Source organism: Streptomyces sp. NPDC052020 (assembly GCF_040680575.1).
Taxonomy (GTDB): domain Bacteria; phylum Actinomycetota; class Actinomycetes; order Streptomycetales; family Streptomycetaceae; genus Streptomyces.
The window spans coordinates 247,824-267,426 of the sequence record NZ_JBFAWY010000009.1; the positions used below are offsets into that span (position 1 = coordinate 247,824).

Consider the following 19,603-nt stretch of genomic DNA (forward strand, 5'->3'; position numbering starts at 1 on the left):
GCCCGCTCAAGATTCCCGGGATGCGCGAAATTCCCGCACCTTCTCCCCAAGTGAAGAGAACGGGCCAACCACCCCGCCCCGACGGGCGCTTCAGCCCCGCGACCGCCGCCGCGACCCGAATGAGATATCCGGTGATAGCCGGACAATCGACCTGTCTGTCGCGTCGGTGTGGAAGTTCGCAGTCCGGAAGGGTCTTCGAGTTCTCTCCGCGGCGGTAGTAGGCTCGCGCCGTTTGTTGACGCACATGTGTACCCCCGGCCGGTGGGGGTCGAGCTGGGGGAGGCCATGCGCTTTCGCGGGACGTCGATCCGCCGGAAGATCGTGGCGCTGCTGCTCGTGCCGCTGCTGTCCCTGACCGCCATCTGGGCCTTCGCCACCGTGCTCACGGGACGCGAGGCCGGCCGGCTGTTCAGCGTGTCCTCCGTCGTGGAGGAGGTCGGCTACCCCGTCGAGGACACCGTCCGCGCCGTGCAGCAGGAGCGCCGCCAGACCCTCGTCTACCTCGCCGACCCGCGCGCCTCCGAGGCCCTCACCGCCCTGCACCGCAGCCGCGCCGCCACCGACCGGGTGGCCGCCGAGGTCCGCGAGAACGCCCGGAACCCCGATGTGCGCGACGCGCTGAGCCAGGGCGAGGACGACCGGCTGACCGCCGTCCTGGACGCCCTCGGCGGCCTTGAGTCCCTGCGCCGCGGCGTCGAGGACGGCACCGTCGACCGCGCCCAGGCCCTCGACCTCTACAACCGCCTGGTCGACTCCTGCCAGTTCCTGCTCGGGGGCCTCCACGTCGTCGACAACGTCACCCTGGACAAGCAGTACCGCGCGCTCGTCAGCCTCTCCCGCGCCCGTGAACTGCTCTCCCGCGAGGACGCCCTGCTCGGCTCCGCACTGGTCGCGGGCCGCCTGACCCGCGCGGAGGTCCGGGACGTCTCCGACCTCGTGGCCCAGCGCACCCAGTTGTACGACCTCAACCTGCCGCTGCTGCCCGCCGCCGACCGGGCCCGCTACGAGCGCTTCTGGAAGAACGCCTCCTCCGCGCCCCTGCGTGTGGCGGAGGAGGCGGCCCTCTCCTCCGCCGCCCCCTCCGACACCGGCATACCCAGCGGCGTCACCGCCCGGAGCTGGGACACCGCGGCCGGGAAGGTGCTCGACGAACTCGGCACCCTCGACGACCGGGCCGCCGACCGCTACCAGGACCGGGTCCGCCCCGTCGCGATGGCCGTCATCGCCAAGGCGGTCATCGCCGGCGTGCTCGGACTGCTGGCCCTGCTGGTCTCCCTCTTCCTGTCCGTACGCGTCGGCCGCGGCCTCATCCGTGATCTGAGGCAACTGCGCCTGGAGGCGCACGAGGCGTCCGGCGTGCGCCTGCCCAGCGTCATGCGCCGCCTGTCCGCCGGCGAACAGGTCGACGTGGAGACCGAGGTGCCGCGCCTGGAGTACGCCAAGAACGAGATCGGCGAGGTCGGCCAGGCCCTCAACACCCTCCAGCGCGCCGCCGTCGAGGCCGCCGTCAAACAGGCCGAACTGCGCGCCGGTGTCTCCGAGGTCTTCGTCAACCTCGCCCGCCGCAGCCAGGTCCTGCTCCACAAGCAGCTCACCCTGCTCGACACCATGGAACGCCGGACCGAGGACACCGACGAACTCGCCGACCTCTTCCGTCTCGACCACCTGACCACCCGTATGCGGCGGCACGCCGAGGGCCTGGTCATCCTCTCCGGTGCCGCCCCCTCCCGGCAGTGGCGCAAACCGATCCAGCTCATGGACGTGGTGCGGGCCGCCGTCGCCGAGGTCGAGGACTACGAACGCATCGAGGTCCGCCGGCTGCCCCGGATCGCCGTCATCGGCCCGGCCGTGGCGGACCTCACCCATCTCGTGGCCGAACTCCTCGAGAACGCCACGGTGTTCTCGCCCCCGCACACCGCCGTGCAGGTCGTGGGCGAGCGGGTCGCCAACGGCTTCACCCTGGAGATCCACGACCGCGGCCTCGGCATGGCGGCCGACGCCCTCCTCGACGCCAATCTCCGGCTCGCCGAGACACCGGAGTTCGAACTGTCCGACACCGACCGGCTCGGCCTGTTCGTGGTCAGCCGGCTCGCCCAGCGGCAGAACGTCCGGGTCTCCCTCCAGCCGTCGCCGTACGGCGGCACCACCGCCGTCGTCTTCATCCCCGAAGCGCTGCTCACGGACGACGCCCCGGACACCAACGGCGTCGGGTTCCGCCTCGACCGGCCCCAGCACGCCAAGCGGCGGGATCCGGAGGAGCAGCGCCGCGCCGCCCTCTCCCAGCCGCCCGGACCACTGCCCGGCCTGCCCGCCTCCGTCCTGGACGGTCCCGTCGAGCTGGAGGCACCGGTCGACCTGGACGCCCTCGCGGACTTCCCCGAGGTGCCCGGCGACGAGGACGGTGCACGCGGCGGGCTGCTCGGGCCGCGCCCCTCCCTGCTGCCCGCGCGGGACGAACCGGGCCGTCACCCCGGCGAGCCGCACCGCGGCGACACCGGCGTACGAGGCGTCGAGGACGGGGTGCCGGGGGAGCGGGACCGCGCTTCCTCGCCGGTTCCCCTGCCCCGCCGTCGCACGCCCAAGCTGGTGAGCTCGCACGGCCGTCGGGTGGGCGACCGCGGCCGGCGGGAGAAGTCCGGCGAGGCGCCGCTGACGGCCGCGGGCAGGCCGGCACCGGAAGACGACCGGAAGAAGGCGGAGAAGGAACGGACGGAACTGCCGGAGCTGTCGGAGCGGCCGGAGCGGCCGGAAGGGGGCGCGCCGCCCGCGCTGCCGACCCGGCGCCGCGGGGGAGCGGCCGCCGCCGGCCGGAACGCGGACCACCCTGGTCCGGACCGGGCGCCGTCCCCGCCGTCCCCGCCGTCCCTGCCGTCTCGTCGCCGGCACCGGTCCGACGGCGAGCGCGGCGCGGAGCCGGACGGCAATCCGCCCCGCGAGGCCCGGAACCCCGACGAGAGCGCCGCCGTCAGGCCCTTCCCCGCCCGGGACGCCGACGAGGCCGCCGGCACCGGGCCCGGCCCGGCCCGGCGCCCGGCCCGGGACGCCGACGCGGCGCCGAGCGGACCGGACCCGACGGCGGGACCGGCCACCGGCTCCGGCACCGGCCCGCTGCCCCGCCGTGTCCGGCAGGCCAGCCTGGCCCCGCAGCTCCGGCGGGACTCCGAGCGGCCCGGCGACGACCGGGCGGACCCGGCCGAACGGGACGCCGAGGAAGTACGCAGCCGTATGGCCGCGCTCCAGCGCGGCTGGCGACGCGGCCGCGAGGAGAACGCCGCGGGCGACGACGCCCACAGCGGCACAGCACCACGACGAACGACAAAGGGGGACGGTCGATGACCGCACCGAAGGTGACCGGCCACACCACGACCGCCAAGGGGGAGCTGAACTGGCTCCTCGACGACCTGGTGGACCGTGTCGCGAGCATCCGCAAGGCCGTCGTGCTGTCCGGCGACGGCCTGCCGACGGGGGTGTCCAAGGATCTGACCAGGGAGGACAGCGAGCATCTGGCCGCCGTGGCGTCCGGTTTCCACAGTCTCGCCAAGGGCGTGGGGCGCCACTTCGAGGCGGGCAGCGTCCGGCAGACGGTCGTCGAACTGGACGACGCCTTCCTGTTCGTCACGGCGGCCGGGGACGGCAGTTGCCTCGCCGTCCTGTCCGACGCCGACTCCGACGTGGGCCAGGTCGCCTACGAGATGACCCTTCTCGTCAAGCGGGTCGGCGTACACCTGGGCACCGCACCGCGCACCGATCTGCCCTCGGGCGGGTAGTGGGATGACATGAGCGCAGACGGTCAGGGAAGAAACCACTGGTTCGACGACGAGGCCGGACCGGTCGTCCGCCCCTACGCCATGACCCGGGGCCGCACCACCAGCGCGGCCCAGCATCGCCTGGACCTCATCGCGGTGGTCGTCGCCGAACCCGAAGCCGGAGACCCGGAGGCGGACGTGACGCTGGCCCCGGAACACGTGGACATCGTCGAACTGTGCCGTGACGCGCCCCAGTCGGTCGCCGAGCTCGCCGCCGAACTCGACCTGCCCGTCGGCGTCGTACGCGTCCTCATCGGGGACCTCGTGGACGCGGAGTTCGTCCGGGTGTCGCGGCCCGTGCCCCCCGCCGAACTGCCGGACGAGAGCGTCCTCCGCGATGTGATCAACGGCCTCCGGGCACTGTGAGCGACACGGCCCCAGGGGCCCCGGCACCGAACCCCCGGCGGCTGCGGACGACGTGCGGCGGCCCCCGGCCGTCCCTCGTGGCCGCCGGTGGCTCCCGGCGATCCCCGGTGGCCGCCGGCGGTTCCCCCGGGCGCGACCGGTGGCCCCCCGGGGCTCCCGGCGGCCAACTCACCGGCGGCGCGGGCTCGTCGCTCCGCCGCCGGTCCAGTCCAGCACCCAGCAGGAGAAGAGATCGATGATCTTCGGGCGTTCCCAGCGCGGCAAACCCCCGGTCGAGCCCGTCACGCTCAAGATCCTGGTGGCCGGCGGCTTCGGCGTGGGCAAGACCACCCTCGTCGGCGCGGTCAGCGAGATCCGGCCGCTGCGCACCGAGGAACTGCTCACCGAGGCCGGGCGGCCCCTGGACGACCTCCGCGGCGTGGAGGACAAGCACACCACCACCGTCGCCATGGACTTCGGCCGCATCACCCTGCGCGAGGACCTGGTGCTCTACCTGTTCGGCACACCCGGGCAGGAGCGGTTCTGGTTCATGTGGGACGAACTCGCCGAAGGCGCGCTCGGCGCCGTCGTCCTCGCCGACACCCGGCGCCTGGAGGGCTCCTTCGCCGCCGTCGACTACTTCGAGCGCCGCTCCATACCCTTCCTCGTCGGCGTCAACTGCTTCGACGGAGCCCCTCGTTACCCCGCCGGAGAAGTCCGCCGCGCCCTCGACCTCGACCCCTCCGTGCCGCTGCTGATGTGCGACGCGCGCGAGCGGGAGTCGGCCAAGGAGGTCCTCGTCGGTGTCGTCCAGCACGCCATGGCGACCGCCGCGGCCCGCCGCCGGTCCGTCACCGCCTGACACACGGGCACGGCTCGTACCCCGCCGGCCGAGGTACGGACCGCGGCGGGAAAGGACGCTCACGCGCGCGTGCCCGCGCTCGCGTACGCCGGGGCCCCGCGCGCGTGGCTACGCGTCCCCCTCCTCCACCCACCCGAGGCTCCTCTCCACCGCCCTGCGCCAGTCGCGGTACTCGCGCTCCCGTACGGACGACTCCATCGCGGGGGTCCACTCGGCGTCCTTCCGCCAGTGCGACCGCAGCTCGTCGAGGCCGTCCCACACGCCCGTGGCCAGCCCGGCCGCGTAGGCCGCGCCCAGGCACGTGGTCTCGGAGACCGCGGGCCGGATGACGGGCACGCCGAGCACGTCCGCCTGGTGCTGCATGAGCAGGCTGTTCTTCGTCATCCCGCCGTCGACCTTCAGGGACGTGATGCGCACCCCCGAGTCCTGGTACATGGCGTCCACCACCTCACGCGTCTGCCAGCTGGTGGCCTCCAGCACCGCCCGCGCGAGGTGCGCCTTCGTCACGTACCGGGTGAGCCCGGTGACGACACCGCGCGCGTCCGAACGCCAGTACGGCGCGAACAGCCCGGAGAACGCGGGGACGATGTACGCCCCGCCGTTGTCCGCCACGCTCGCCGCAAGCGGCTCGATCTCGTCGGCGGTACGGATGATGCCGAGCTGGTCGCGGAACCACTGCACGAGCGCGCCGGTGATGGCGATCGCCCCCTCCAGGCAGTAGACGGGCGCCTGGTCACCGATCTTGTAGCCCACCGTCGTCAGCAGCCCGCTCTTCGACGGCACCGGCCGGTCGCCCGTGTTGAGCAGCAGGAAACCGCCCGTGCCGTACGTGTTCTTCGCCGCGCCCACGTCGTAGCAGGCCTGGCCGAACACGGCGGCCTGCTGGTCGCCCAGCGCCGAGGCGACGGGCACGCCCGCGAGCCGCCCGACGGCCGTGCCGTACACCTCGGCGGAGGAACGGATCTCGGGGAGGACGGACTCGGGCACGTCCATGGCGGACAGGACGGTGGTGTCCCACTGGAGCGTGTGGAGGTTCATCAGCATGGTCCGGGAGGCGTTGGTGACGTCGGTGACGTGCCGCCCGCCGTCCGTGCCGCCGGTGAGGTTCCAGATCAGCCAGGAGTCGATGGTGCCGAAGGCGATCTCCCCGCGCTCGGCGCGCGCCCTCAGCCCCGGCACGTTGTCGAGCAGCCAGGCGGCCTTGGGGCCGGAGAAGTAGCTGGCGAGCGGCAGCCCGGTCCGTTCGCGGAAACGGTCCTGCCCGTCCGCGCCGCCCAGCCGTCCGCACAGGGACGCGGTCCGGGTGTCCTGCCACACGATCGCGTTGTGCACCGGCTTGCCCGTGGTCCGGTCCCACAGGACCGTGGTCTCCCGCTGATTGGTGATGCCCAGCGCGCCGAGCTGCTCGGCGCGCAGTCCCGCCTTGGCGAGGGCCCCGGCGACCACGGCCCGCACCTTGGCCCAGATCTCGGTGGCGTCGTGCTCCACCCAGCCGGGCTTGGGGAAGATCTGGCGGTGCTCGCGCTGGTCGACGGAGACGACGGCGCCGTTCCGGTCGAAGACGATGCAGCGGCTGGAGGTGGTGCCCTGGTCGATCGCGGCGACGTACCTCGCGTCGTGGTCCGGCATGGCTACCCCTTGGGCTGGATTCGGAAAGCCGCTGTGGCGGCCGGGGGCGAAGGCTCAGAAGGCCGCGTTGTAGACGAGGCCCGCGAGCGCCCCGCCGATCAGCGGACCGACGACCGGGACCCAGGCGTAGCCCCAGTCGGAGGTCCCCTTGTGGGGGATCGGCAGGAACGTGTGCACGATGCGCGGACCGAGGTCGCGCGCCGGGTTGATGGCGTAGCCGGTCGGCCCGCCGAGGGAGAGGCCGATGCCGACCACGAGGAGCGAGACGATCAGCACCTGTGTGCCGGACTCGCCGAGCCCCTCGGTCAGGCCGAACGCGAGGACCGGCAGCACCAGCGCGACGGTGGCGATGACCTCCGTGACCAGGTTGGCGACCGGGTTGCGGATCTCCGGGATCGTGGCGAAGACGCCGAGCGTGGGAACGGGCTCCTCCGCCGTCCCCTCCGCCGTCCCCGTCGTCCGCACATTGGCCTGGAACTGGGCGAAGTACGCCAGGTAGCACAGAGCGGCCCCCGCCATCGCGCCGACCAGCTGCCCCAGCAGATAGACCCAGACCGTGCCCCACTCCCCGGTGTCGACGGCGATGCCCAGGGTCACGGCGGGATTGAGATGCCCCCCGGACAGGGGAGCGGCGGTGTACGCGCCCGCCAGGACGCCGAATCCCCAGCCGAACGCGATCACCACCCAGCCCGAGGCCCGCGCTTTGGAGTAACGGAGGGTGACGGCGGCGCAGACGCCCGCGCCGAAGAGGATGAGGATCGCCGTGCCGATGGTCTCGCCGACGAAAATGTCTCCGTTGCTCATGGCGGCTCCTAGGCCTGGCCCGGGACGACCGGCCCCGGCCCTCACGTGTTGCTCGGTACGTGTGCCACGGCGGCTTCCGCCGGGGCAGGGAGGGCCCGGGCCCCGCCCGGCGTCCGTGGCGAGCGTGCCGTCGCAGCCGAACCGCCCTTCGCGGAACCGCCCTTGACACAGCGGAACCCGCGCGGCGCAGTACCGGAATACGCCGAGATGTACGGCGATGTCGGCTGACACCGGAAGTGTTCACCGGCGCCCAGAGGCCGTCAAGGCGGCCGACGGCAACGGTTGCGGACCAGCCGTCCGCCCGTGCGGCCGCCGCCGGGAGTGCCCCGCGTCCGCCGCGCCCGCTGCGCACACCACCGGCGACCACCCGTTCCGGCCGCCCGGCGACCACCCGCCCGACCCGATCGACGCGACCATCGTGCACCGGGCCCTCACCGCGTGCACGTCGGCGCTTCCGGCTCAGCGGACCCCTCACCCGGCCGTGGCATGACCGCGGGACCGCGCACGCTCCGGGCACCGCTGGGGGCGTGCCTGAGGGACAGGGGCGCGGCCCGCCCGTTCACTCCTGGCCGGTCTCCGCCACCGCGCACCCGGCCGTCTCCGCCGGCCCGCGCCCCGCCGACGCCGTCCCCGTTCCCGCGCCCGCCCCCACCACCGGTTCCGAGCCGCGCCGGACCTCGTGCCCCGGCATCCCGGCCCGCCCCACCACCCAACTGGCCCCCCGCAGCGCTTTCGCGGCCTTCTTCAGCGGCGCCAGACACGCGGCCGCCTCCCGGTGGTCCACCACGCTGCCCGGCTCGCACAGAACCGTCGCCAGGGACAGCGTCACCGGCCTTCCCCCGGCCGTCCACGGTGCGTCCAGCACCGAGGCCGCCAGCGGAGCCAGCCCGTCGGGGTCACTGAGCACCAGGAAGTCGTCCCCGCCGATGTGTCCCACACACATCGACCCGTCCGCCACCGCCCCACCCGCCCCCCGGGGTCCGTCGGAGAGCCCGCCCGCCGCCCGTTGCAGCGCCCGCCCGACCCCGCGGATCAGCTCGTCGCCCGCCGCGAAACCGGCGCCGTCGTTGACCTGCTTGAAGTGATCCACGTCGAGCCAGCTCAGCGCGAACGCCCGTCCGCCCGCGATCCGCCGGTCCACCTCGCCGGTGATCGCGTCCGAGCCGGGCAGCCGCGTCAGCGGATTGAGCCCGGCCGCCTCCTCCACGCGGCTCTCGGCCAGCGCCCGTACGAGGTCGGCGAGCCGTACGACGCCCACGCACCGCCCGCACCCGTCGACGACGGCCACATCGTCCGACGTGCGGTCCCGCCCGCCGTCCGCCACCACGTCCAGCACCTCCCAGGCGGTCGCGTCGGCCCCCACCGTCCGGGGCGGATCGCCGAGCCTGGCCGCCGGCCGGTCGGCGTACAGCGCGTGCCCGTAGCGGCTCGACATCGACAGCAGGAACCGGGACCGGTGCACCGACCGCACCGGAACCCCCGCCCGGTCCACCAGCAGCACCCCGGACACATCCGGCGCCCCGGTCAGCAGCGCCCGCACCTGCCCCGCGGACGCGGTCGCGGGCAGCAGCGCGGCCGGCCGCACGAACTCCCGCACCGACGGCCCTGGCCGGGGCACCGGCACGGCGCCGGGGGAGCGCGCCGGAACGTACACGTCCGTAGCGGGCAGCCGCGCGGGCGGCGCCAGCAGCTCGCCCTGGGCCAGCTGCGCCCCCGCCGCCCGCGCGGCCGCGCACTGCGCCTCGGTCTCCACGCCCTCCACGACCAGCAGCGCCCCCAGCTCGTCGCACAGGGTGCGCATCGCCCGCACCGCCGCCGACCGGGCGAGCAGCGACGCGTCGAGCTTCACCAGCTCCGGCGCCAGGTCGGTGAGCAGCCGCAGCGGTACGTCCCCGTCCCCGACCCCGTCCGCGCAGACGCGGAAACCCTGGCCGCGCAGTGCCGACACCGCCTCCAGCAGGGCACGCCGCGGCACATGGGTGTACGGCGGGCAGACGTCGACCGTCACCTCCCACGGCATGCGCCCCGTCCCCCGGACGGCGTCGTACAGGGCGGGCAGCCCGCCGAGGTCGGCGAGCGTCCCGGCGAACACGTTGACGTGCAGGGGCAGCAGCGTCTCCCGGAGCGCCGCCGCCCGGACCGCCGCCCCGGCGAGCCTCTCGTCGAGCCCGGGGTCCCGGCGGGCCTCGGCCAGGACGTCTCCCGTCTCCGGGCGGGCGAGTATCTCCAGTGCCGCGACTCCGCCGGTCGTCAGGTTGACCACCGGTTGGAAGGCGAAGCGGAGAGTGTCCGTCCAGGAGTGCACGGGAGCATGATGACGGTGCCGGTCCCCGCCCAGGCGCAGTTCATGAGACGTTCACGCGGAAGCGCGGCCCGGTCGCCTCAGGTGGACCGCCGAGAACGCGGGTGCGAGGCCCGCACCCGGGCCGCAGCGCTTCCCGGGCCCGCCTCCCGCCTGATAGATGAGAGGAGCATGACACGGTCTTCGTCCGCGGTACGCGGCCCGCTCCTCGCACTCGCGGCCCTGTTCGCCCTGCTCGCCGCCCCCGCCACGGCCACCGCCACCGCCTCCGTCCGGACCGCCCCGGAACCCGGCGCGCCGGCGGACTTCGTCAGTCTGAGCAGCGTCGACCCCACGATCCTCCAGGAGATCCGCTACGTCACCCGGCACAACTTCGTCGGCGAACGCGTCGACGGCTACCGGCAGCCCGTCTGCCTCCTCACCCGCCCCGCCGCCGAAGCCCTCCACCGGGCCCAGCTCCGGCTCCGCCCCAAGGGCTACACCCTGAAGGTCTACGACTGCTACCGGCCGCAGCGCGCCGTCGACCACTTCGTCCGCTGGGCGCAGGACCTCGACGACCAGGCGATGAAGGGCGAGTTCTACCCGGACGTCGACAAGACCCGCCTCTTCGCGGACGGCTACATCGCCGAGAAGTCCGGCCACAGCCGTGGCTCGACGGTGGACCTGACCCTCGTCCGGCTCCCGGCGAAACCGACCCCGCCCTACCGCCCCGGGCAGCCACTCGTGCCGTGCCACGCCCCACGCGACCAGCGCTTCCCCGACAACTCCGTCGACATGGGCACCGGCTTCGACTGCTTCGACACCCTCTCGCACACCCTCGACCCGCGCGTCCGGGGCGAACAGCGCGCCAACCGGCTGCTGCTCAAGACCACCCTGGAGGACACCGGCTTCGTCAACCTGGCCGAGGAGTGGTGGCACTACACCTACAAGCCCGAGCCGTACCCGGACACCTACTTCGACTTCCCCGTCTCCACCAGGTCCGTCGCCACCGCCCGCTGAGCCGCCCCCGCGCATCGCCCCCGCACGGTCGGATACAGTCCGCCGCGTGCCCGCGACCCACCACCCCCGCCCCGACTCCGCGCCCGGAACCCACTGTTCGAGCTGCGGAGCGCCCTACGGACCGGGCGTCACCGGCTGGCCCCGCACCTGCCCGGCCTGCTCCACCGCCGCCTACCGCAACCCCCTGCCGGTCGCGGTCGCCCTCCAGCCGGTGTACGACACCCGGGGCGCCGCCCTGGTCGTCATCACCCGGACCGTGGCCCCCGCGCGCGGGGGCGTCGCCCTGCCCGGCGGCTACGTCGACGACCGTGAGGACTGGCGGCGGGCGGTCGTCCGCGAACTGGCGGAGGAGACGGGCATCGACGCGGCGAGCCGCGACGTACGGCTCGCCGACGCGATGAGCTCCCCCGACGGCCACCTGCTGCTCTTCGGCCTCCTCCCGCGGCGCCCGGCCGACAGCCTCCCGCCCTTCTCCGGCACGGACGAGACGGACGGGCGGCACCTGCTGCGCGAGCCGGAGGAACTCGCCTTCCCGCTGCACACCCTGGCCGTCCGGGCCTGGTTCGAGGGCCGCTACACCTGACTCCGCCCCGCCGCGAGCCCGCGCACCCGCACCGGGCGCCCGGGCTCGGCCGGGCCCTCCTCGCCCTCCCGCTCGACGACCAGATCCGAGCCCTCCCAGCGGACGGCATAGCGCTCGATCTCCGGCTCCTCCCAGCCGTCGCCCGGGTCCGCCACCACCAGCCCGCCCCCGCTCCGCCCCCCGGCGGGCGCCCACACCTCCAGCTCCAGCCCGCCGTCGTCCCCCCGTACGGGAAGCACGGCACCCGCGCGGGCGAACACCGGGATCCGGCCCAGGGGCGCGTCCACCACCACCCGCGCCGGCCCGTCGTACGCCCGCTCCGTCGCCGCGTCGTACCAGCGCCCCCGCGGCAGCCGCACCGCACGCCGGCCGGCCCCCTCGTCGAGCACCGGCGCCACCAGCAGACAGTCACCCAGCAAAAAGGCGTCCTCGCAGTCCCGCAGCGCCCGGTCCTCGGGCGCCGACCACCACACCGGCCGCACATAGGGCGCGCCGGTGCGCCGCGCCAGATGCGCCAGCGTCACGAAGTACGGCAGCAGCCGCCGCCGCCCGGCCAGCGCCGCGCGCGCGTGCTCCAGCACCTCGGGACCGAACTCCCACGGCTCCCTGCGCCCCGCCCGCCAGCTCGCGTGCGTCCGGAACAGCGGCAGATACGCGCCCAGCTGGAACCACCGCAGATACAGCTCGGGCGACGGACTCCCGTCGAAACCGCCCACGTCCGGCCCCGAGTACGGCACCCCGCACAGCCCGAGCCCCAGCACCAGCGCGAGCGACGCCCGCAATCCGGACCAGTCCGTGGCCACGTCCCCCGACCAGGTGCCGCCGTAGCGCTGCATGCCCGCCCACCCGGAGCGCGAGAAGACGAACGGGCGCTCCTCGGGCGCCAGCTTGCGCAGCCCCTCGTACCCCGCCCTGGCCATGCACAGCGCGTACACGTTGTGCGCCTCGCGATGGTCACCGCCCCGGCCCTCCAGGTGGTGCCGGGCCGACCGCGGCAGCGTCGGCTCGCCGAACGCCGTGAACGACGTCGGCTCGTTCATGTCGTGCCAGAAACCCGAGAACCCCTGCCCGAGCCGCTCCTCGTACAGACCGCCCCACCACTCGCGCACGCGCGCGTGCGTGAAGTCCGGGAACACCGCCTCACCCGGCCACACCACCCCCCGCACCACCTGCCCCGCGGCGTCCCGCACGAAGACGTCCCCGGCCCTCCCGCCGTCGTACACCGCGTTGCCGGGCGCCGCCTTCACCGCCGGATCCACGATCGACACCAGCCGGATCCCGTCCCGCCGCAGCTCCTCGGCGAGCACGGGCAGCTTGGGAAACCGCTCCTGGTCGACGGTGAACACCTGGTGCCCGTCGTAGTGGTCGATGTCCAGATGCACCGCGTCGAGCGGAAGATCACGCTCCTGGTACCCCGCGACGATCCGCCGGACCTCCTCCTCGGTGCCGAACCCCCACCGCGCGTGATGATGACCGAGCGCCCACGCGGGCGGCACCGCGGGCGCCCCGGTGAGCGAGGCCCACGTCAGCAGCACCCGCGCGGGGGTGCCCACCATCACCCAGCAGCGCAGCGGTCCGCCGTCCATCCGCAGCACGCACGTCCCGGCCCGGTCGTGCCCGGACCCGGCGCCCTCCGCGCCCTCCCGCAACGTCACCGTGCCGTCCCACGTGTTGTCGTGGAAGACCAGATGCGTGCCGGCGTCGGCCACCACCACCTGCACCGGCATCGTGAGATACAGCGGATCGTCACCGGGCCGGAAGGCCGCCTGGGGATCGGTGTTCCACAGCCGGTACGTCCCGTCCCGCAGCCGCGGCCCCGACGCGCGCCCCCCGAGCCCGAAGAACCGCGCGTCCGCGGCCACCTCCGACCGCTGCACCCAGCGCGCCGCACCGCCGCCCGCCGGCTCCCACCAGCGCGGCGGCAGCTCACGGCGCAGGGTCACCCCGCCGGGCGTACGCACCTCGATCGCGCCGTGCCGCGACACCCCCACCGTCACCCGCTCCGCGACCACCCGCCAGCCCCCGGCGGTGTCCGGCTCCAGCACCACCCGCGGGTCCGGCTCCGGACAGCGGCCCGCCAGCGCGTACGACGGCTCCGGGCCGGCGCCGTCCCACCCCCAGAAGACCGCCCCGTTCACCGCCACGAAGATCCGCAGCTCGGAACGGCCGAACCGGACGACGCCGCCGCCCGGCCCGGACTCCACCCCCGTGACGCATCCCGGCACCCGGGCCCGCTCGGCCTCCGGCCGCGGCAGCGCGGCGGCATCGGCACGCCTGCGGCGCCACGCGGCCCGCACGGTACGCAGCCCCTGCGCCGCCCCCACCGAACCAACCGCCTTCACCGAACGCACCAGGTCACGACCGTCCATGCTGCTCAGCCTGCCATTGACCGCCCCGCCCAGGCGTGTCGTTCAACTCCCGTTCACCCGTGCCGGGAGCACATCTTCACGTCAGGGACTATGTGTGGCGAACCCTGGTGCAGACCTCGATCGCGTGGCATCGTCCTGTCAGCCGCGTCACGCGCACACCCCAGCCCGTGCGCGGAGGACGCACACGACGCGCACAGTCCGGGAGCCGCCCCATGACGACCGTGAACCCCCAGCCGCTCTGGCAGCCCGATCCCCAGCGCACCGCCCGCGCACGGATCACCCGGTTCCAGGCATGGGCCGCCGAGCACCACGGCGCCCCCGCCGAGGGCGGATATCCGGCCCTGCACCGCTGGTCCGTCGACCGGCTCGACACCTTCTGGAAAGCCGTCACCGAGTGGTTCGACGTCCGGTTCGCCACGCCCTACGCGCGCGTGCTCGGCGACCGCGCCATGCCCGGCGCCCAGTGGTTCCCCGGCGCCACCCTCAACTACGCCGAGCACGCCCTGCGCGCCTCCGCCACCCGCGCGGACGAACCGGCCCTGCTGTACGTCGACGAGACCCACGTACCACGCCCCGTCACCTGGGCCGAGTTGCGCCGCCAGGTGGGCTCCCTCGCCGCGGAACTCCGCGCCCTCGGCGTACGCCCCGGCGACCGCGTCAGCGGCTACCTCCCCAACATCCCCCACGCCGTGGTCGCCCTCCTCGCCACGGCCGCCGTGGGCGGGGTGTGGACCTCCTGCGCCCCCGACTTCGGCGCCCGCAGCGTCCTGGACCGCTTCCAGCAGGTCGAACCCGTCGTGCTGATCACCGTCGACGGCTACCGCTACGGCGGCAAGGAACACGACCGCCGCGCCACCGTCGCCGAGCTCCGCCGGGCGCTGCCCACCCTGCGCGCCGTGATCCACGTCCCGCTGCTCGGCACCGAGACCCCCGACGGCGCCCTCGACTGGACGGCCCTGACCTCCGCCGACACCGAACCCCACTTCGAACAGGTCCCCTTCGACCACCCCCTCTGGGTGCTCTACTCCTCCGGCACCACCGGCCTGCCCAAGGCCATCGTCCAGTCCCAGGGCGGCATCCTGACCGAGCACCTCAAGCAGCTCGGCCTGCACTGCGACCTCGGCCCGCAGGACCGCTTCTTCTGGTACACGTCGACCGGCTGGATGATGTGGAACTTCCTCGTCTCCGGCCTGCTCACCGGCACCACGATCGTCCTGTACGACGGAAGCCCCGGCCACCCGGACACCGGCGCCCAGTGGCGGGTCGCCGAACGCACCCGCACCACCCTCTTCGGCACCTCGGCCGCCTACGTCATGGCGTGCCGCAAGGCCGGCCTCCACCCCAGCCGCGACCATGACCTCTCCACCGTCCAGTGCGTCGCCACCACCGGCTCGCCGCTCCCGCCCGACGGCTTCCGCTGGCTGCACGACGAGTTCGCCGAGAGCGGGGCCGACCTGTGGATCGCCTCCGTCAGCGGCGGCACGGACGTCTGCTCCTGTTTCGCCGGAGCCGTGCCCACCCTTCCCGTGTACACCGGCGAACTCCAGGCGCCCTGCCTCGGCACCGACCTCCAGTCCTGGGACCCCGACGGCAACCCGCTGACCGGCGAGGTCGGCGAGCTCGTCGTCACCAACCCCATGCCGTCCATGCCGATCCGCTTCTGGAACGACCCCGACGGCAGCCGCTACCACGACAGCTACTTCGCCACCTACCCCGGCGTCTGGCGCCACGGAGACTGGATCACCGTCACCTCCCGCGGCTCCGTCGTCATCCACGGCCGCTCCGACTCCACCCTCAACCGCCAGGGCGTCCGCATGGGCTCGGCCGACATCTACGAGGCCGTCGAACGCCTCCCCGAGATCAAGGAATCCCTCGTCATCGGCGTCGAACAGCCCGACGGCGGCTACTGGATGCCCCTCTTCGTCCACCTGGCCCCCGGAGCCCTCCTCGACGAGGCCCTCCTGGACCGCGTCAAGCGCACCATCCGCGAGCAGCTCTCCCCCCGCCACGTACCCGATGAGATCATCGAGGTCCCCGGCATCCCCCACACCCTCACCGGCAAGCGCATCGAGGTCCCCGTCAAACGCCTCCTGCAAGGCACCCCGCTGGAGAAGGCGGTCAACCCCGGCTCCATCGACAACCTCGACCTCCTGCACCACTTCGAGGACCTCGCCCGCAAACGCGCCTGACCCCCGCCGAGCCGGCCGGCCACCTCCCGCCGGCCGGCCCGCACCCGTCACTGTCAGTGCGCTCGGTTACTGTGAGTGAGCATTGATCGACTGCGCACGCACAGGGGGAAGACATGGCGCACACCGACCAGACGATGCGACGCGTCCTGCGCCGGGAGATCGCCGGCACCATCGGCCTGCTCACCGACGAGCACGACTTCCGCGCCATGCGGCGCTACCGCACCTTCGCCTTCGACGACCACACGGCCTACCTCGAGCAGGTGGAAGACCTCCTGAGGACCCGGGCCTCCCAGGGCACCCACACCACCGTCACCCTCTTCGACCCCGAGGAGTACGCCGCCTTCTGCGCGGCCACGGGCATCGATCCCGACACCCCTGCCAGCCGCACCCGCTTCACCGCCGAACTCGCGGCCGCCGGCCCCGCCGTCCCCTACGAGGGCCAGCCCCTCACCGACCTGCTCCCCGAACTGATCGACGAAGCCGTCCGCCAGGCCACCCGCGAGTACGCCGCCCACCTGCTCGCCCGCCTGGGCACCTGTGCCACCTGCGGCGAGGACATCGGCCACGCGGCCTTCGCCCGGGCCTCCCGTCTCCTCCTGCGCATCCTCGACACGGCGCCGCCCGGCGCCCACCACCTGGTGTGCAGCGTCTCCGGCGCACCGGAAACGCTCCTCTCCGTCCTGCACGCGGCCGAGGACGCCGACGGCGACACGGAGCTGGACGAGACCGAGGCGCTCGAATTCACCACCGTCCTGGCCCTGGGCCTGGCCACCCACAGCCCCGGCGGGCTCGTCATGCGCACCACCGCCGCCGGCACCCCCGACCGCGTCTACGGCTGGCGCCTGCGCGGATACGGACTCCAGCCCCTCACCGCGGGCGAGGTCTTCGACGCCTACTGCACCGACGTCGAGTCCGGCGACCTCATCTCCCCGGAATCCAACGTCGACTACTGCGCGCCGCCCGACCTCGGAGACGACCACCCGGGCCCGGACCACCGGCACTGAACGCCGCGGGGGCGCCCCACCCACGGGTGGAGCGCCCCCGAGAAGACAGCCACGCAGCCGAGACGGGCGGCCGCGCAGCCGGTCACTCGCCTACTCGCCGGACAGCACCGCCTGGGCCGCGCCTCGCGCCTCCTCGGCACTGTCCGCCGCCCGGGCCGCCGCGGCGGCCCGCTCGCACTGCGCCAGCGTGTACTTCGCCAGCGTCGCCCGCACGTAGGGAAGGGACGCGGCACCCATCGACAGGGAGGTGACGCCCAGACCGGTCAGCACACAGGCGAGCAGCGGATCGGACGCGGCCTCACCGCAGACACCACAGCTCTTGCCCTCGGCCTTCGCCGCCTGAGCGGACAGCGCCACCAGGTCGAGCAGGGCGGGCTGCCACGGGTCCTGCAACCGGGAGACCGCACCGACCTGACGGTCCGCGGCGAAGGTGTACTGCGCGAGGTCGTTCGTCCCCAGCGACAGGAACTCGACCTCCCGCAGGATCGAGCGCGCCCGCAGCGCCGCGGACGGGATCTCCACCATCGCGCCGAACTTCGCCCGCAGCCCCGCCGCGCGGCACGCGTCGGCGAAGGCCCGGGCGTCGGCACGGTCCGCCACCATCGGGGCCATGACCTCCAGGTGGACCGGCAGCCCCTCGGCCGCCTTCGCCAGCGCCGTCAGCTGGGTGCGCAGCACCTCGGGGTGGTCGAGCAGCGTCCGCAGCCCGCGCACGCCAAGCGCCGGGTTCGGCTCGTCGGCGGGCGTCAGGAAGTCCAGCGGCTTGTCCGCCCCCGCGTCCAGCACCCGCACGACGACCCGGCCCTCGGGGAAGGCCTCCAGCACCTGCCGGTAGGCCGAGACCTGCTTCTCCTCCGACGGAGCGTTCTCGCTGTCGTCGAGGAAGAGGAACTCGGTACGGAACAGACCGACACCCTCCGCACCGGCCTCGACCGCGGCGGCCACGTCGGCCGGGCCCCCGATGTTGGCCAGCAGCGGCATCTTGTGCCCGTCCGAGGTGGCCCCCGGCCCGGTCGAGGCGGCCAGGGCGGCCTTGCGCTCGGCCGCCTCCGCCTCCATCCGGGTCTTCCGCTCCTCGCTCGGGTCCACGAAGATCTCGCCGGTGCTGCCGTCGACGGCGATCACCGTGCCTTCGGCGAGCTCACAGGCGCCCGGCAGCGCGACGACGGCCGGCACCCCCAGCGCCCGCGCGAGGATCGCGCTGTGGCTGGTCGGCCCGCCCTCCTCGGTGACGAAGCCGAGCACCAGCGCAGGGTCGAGCAGCGCCGTGTCGGCCGGCGCCAGATCCCGCGCGATGAGGACGTACGGCCGGTCGCTGTCCGGGACACCGGGCATCGGCACGCCGAGCAGCCGGGCGACGATGCGGTTGCGCACGTCGTCCAGGTCGGCCACCCGGCCGGCCAGGTACTCGCCCGCACCGGCCAGCAGGGCACGGTAGGCGGCGAAGGCGTCGTACACCGCGCGCTCGGCGGTGCTGCCGACCGCGATGCGCCGTTCCACGTCCGCCATCAGCTCGGGGTCCTGGGCCATCATGGCCTGGGCCTCGAGTACCGCCTGGGCTTCACCGCCGGCGAGATTGCCGCGCGCCATCAGGTCGGCCGCCACAGCCTCCACGGCCTGGCGGGCGCGCCCCTGCTCGCGCTCCGCGTCCTCCGTGGGGATCTGCTTGGCGGGCGGTTCGAGCACCGCCGTTCCCATGTGCCGAACCTCGCCGATGGCCACTCCGTGGCTCACGCCGACGCCTCGCAGCGTTGTCTCCATCTCACCCGTCTCCGATAGTGCGAGTGCGGCGGGCTCGCCGCCGCGGTGGTTGTCCTGCTCGCCGCCGTCCGGCGGCACCGACTTCACTTCCAGGCGAAGAGGCTGTCGCCGGCCTTCACGTCGCCGGCCTCACGGAGATCGGAGAGCGCCTCGGCCGTGGCCTCCAGGGCCACCACCGGGCACACCGGGGACTTGCCGGCGGCCTCGACCGCGGCGGGGTTCCACCGCACGATGCTCTGACCGCGCCGGACGGTGTCGCCCTTGTTCACGAGCAGCTCGAACCCTTCGCCGTTCAGCTGCACCGTGTCGATGCCGAGGTGGGTGAGCACACCGTGTCCCTGCTCGTCCACCACGACGAACGCGTGCGGATGGAGGGAAACGATGACCCCGTCCACGGGGGCGACGGCCTCGGAGGGCTCACGCTCGGGGTCGATCGCCGTGCCAGGGCCGACCATGGCTCCGGAGAAGACCGGATCGGGCACTGCCGCCAGTCCGATGGCGCGTCCGGTGAGCGGGGACGTCACGGTGGTCATGGGAAGCCTCCCAGGGGTGGAGAGAGAGTTATATGGCCGTCACCGCGTGTACCGGACGGCGCGCTGAGCAGCAGCGTATGTCATAGGTAGTACCGGTTCGCACGGGAACCACCGATTAGAGGTCTAGACCACACCTCACAGCGATTTGCACCCGCTCGGCGGCCCCGTGTAGAGTCGAACACCTGCTGGGGGCTGAGCGGCACCAACCGAGTGCCCTGGCTCCGGCGGCACCAACTCATCCGTGGATCCTATCTCGGGATCATCCTTCCGCTTGTCTGCGGGACGGTGGTCAGAGGGCCGGGAAAACACTGGTAGAGTTGGGAACACCGAAGGGAAGCGCCCGGAGGAAAGCCCGAGAGGGTGAGTACGAAGGAAGCGTCCGTTCCTTGAGAACTCAACAGCGTGCCAAAAGTCAAC

General features: G+C 73.7%; 14 protein-coding genes. 8 read left to right on the forward strand and 6 right to left on the reverse strand.

Annotation, left to right across the window (positions count from 1 at the left end; translation table 11 throughout):
• Window positions 1–285 precede the first annotated feature (285 nt).
• From AB0L74_RS12590 to AB0L74_RS12605, 4 genes are all read left to right on the forward strand, one after another.
• Window positions 286–3,336 carry a nitrate- and nitrite sensing domain-containing protein gene (locus AB0L74_RS12590; RefSeq protein WP_365649479.1) on the forward strand — a complete coding sequence of 1,017 codons (3,051 nt, stop codon included), beginning with the start codon at window positions 286–288 and terminating at the stop codon, window positions 3,334–3,336.
• Entirely contained in the window at window positions 3,333–3,767 is a 435-nt protein-coding gene (locus tag AB0L74_RS12595) for a roadblock/LC7 domain-containing protein (protein WP_365649482.1), read from the forward strand. The genes AB0L74_RS12590 and AB0L74_RS12595 overlap by 4 nt, the downstream gene beginning before the upstream one ends.
• Window positions 3,768–3,776: 9 nt before the next feature.
• Window positions 3,777–4,172, forward strand: coding sequence for a DUF742 domain-containing protein (locus AB0L74_RS12600; protein WP_365649485.1), 396 nt, complete (start codon window positions 3,777–3,779; stop codon window positions 4,170–4,172).
• Between the two features lie 235 nt (window positions 4,173–4,407).
• Complete coding sequence (locus AB0L74_RS12605; RefSeq protein WP_365649487.1) at window positions 4,408–5,013, forward strand: ATP/GTP-binding protein; 606 nt, start codon at window positions 4,408–4,410, stop codon at window positions 5,011–5,013.
• Window positions 5,014–5,121: 108 nt separating this feature from the next.
• Here the strand turns inward: AB0L74_RS12605 and glpK are convergent, their stop codons facing one another.
• The 3 genes from glpK to AB0L74_RS12620 all read right to left on the reverse strand — a co-directional run bounded on the left by glpK (window position 5,122) and on the right by AB0L74_RS12620 (window position 9,751).
• Window positions 5,122–6,642: a glycerol kinase GlpK gene (glpK, locus tag AB0L74_RS12610; protein WP_365649490.1), complete on the reverse strand. Its 1,521-nt coding sequence runs from the start codon at window positions 6,640–6,642 to the stop codon at window positions 5,122–5,124.
• 54 nt (window positions 6,643–6,696) lie between these two features.
• A complete protein-coding gene (locus AB0L74_RS12615; protein WP_365649493.1) occupies window positions 6,697–7,446 on the reverse strand; it encodes an MIP/aquaporin family protein in 750 nt (249 codons plus the stop codon).
• Between the two features lie 559 nt (window positions 7,447–8,005).
• Window positions 8,006–9,751, reverse strand: coding sequence for an EAL domain-containing protein (locus AB0L74_RS12620; protein WP_365649496.1), 1,746 nt, complete (start codon window positions 9,749–9,751; stop codon window positions 8,006–8,008).
• Between the two features lie 168 nt (window positions 9,752–9,919).
• Between AB0L74_RS12620 and AB0L74_RS12625 the strand changes: the two genes are divergently transcribed.
• Together AB0L74_RS12625 and AB0L74_RS12630 are read left to right on the forward strand one after the other, a co-directional pair.
• Window positions 9,920–10,747: a M15 family metallopeptidase gene (locus AB0L74_RS12625; protein ID WP_365649498.1), complete on the forward strand. Its 828-nt coding sequence runs from the start codon at window positions 9,920–9,922 to the stop codon at window positions 10,745–10,747.
• 46 nt (window positions 10,748–10,793) lie between these two features.
• Entirely contained in the window at window positions 10,794–11,330 is a 537-nt protein-coding gene (locus AB0L74_RS12630; protein ID WP_365649501.1) for an NUDIX domain-containing protein, read from the forward strand.
• On the opposite strand, the gene AB0L74_RS12635 is transcribed toward AB0L74_RS12630, so the two are convergent.
• Window positions 11,321–13,699 carry a TIM-barrel domain-containing protein gene (locus tag AB0L74_RS12635; protein WP_365649504.1) on the reverse strand — a complete coding sequence of 793 codons (2,379 nt, stop codon included), beginning with the start codon at window positions 13,697–13,699 and terminating at the stop codon, window positions 11,321–11,323. The two genes, AB0L74_RS12630 and AB0L74_RS12635, sit on opposite strands and share 10 nt — an antisense overlap.
• 212 nt (window positions 13,700–13,911) lie before the next feature.
• Between AB0L74_RS12635 and AB0L74_RS12640 the strand changes: the two genes are divergently transcribed.
• A complete protein-coding gene (locus AB0L74_RS12640; RefSeq protein ID WP_365649507.1) occupies window positions 13,912–15,888 on the forward strand; it encodes an acetoacetate--CoA ligase in 1,977 nt (658 codons plus the stop codon).
• Window positions 15,889–16,001: 113 nt separating this feature from the next.
• Entirely contained in the window at window positions 16,002–16,892 is an 891-nt protein-coding gene (locus AB0L74_RS12645; protein ID WP_365649510.1) for a hypothetical protein, read from the forward strand.
• Between the two features lie 90 nt (window positions 16,893–16,982).
• Here AB0L74_RS12645 and ptsP read toward each other — a convergent pair whose 3' ends face one another.
• The gene (gene ptsP / locus AB0L74_RS12650) at window positions 16,983–18,653 is read right to left on the reverse strand and encodes a phosphoenolpyruvate--protein phosphotransferase (protein WP_365649513.1); all 1,671 of its coding nucleotides are present in this window, start codon (window positions 18,651–18,653) and stop codon (window positions 16,983–16,985) included.
• 83 nt (window positions 18,654–18,736) lie between these two features.
• Window positions 18,737–19,186: a PTS glucose transporter subunit IIA gene (locus AB0L74_RS12655; RefSeq protein WP_365649516.1), complete on the reverse strand. Its 450-nt coding sequence runs from the start codon at window positions 19,184–19,186 to the stop codon at window positions 18,737–18,739.
• Window positions 19,187–19,603 lie beyond the last annotated feature (417 nt).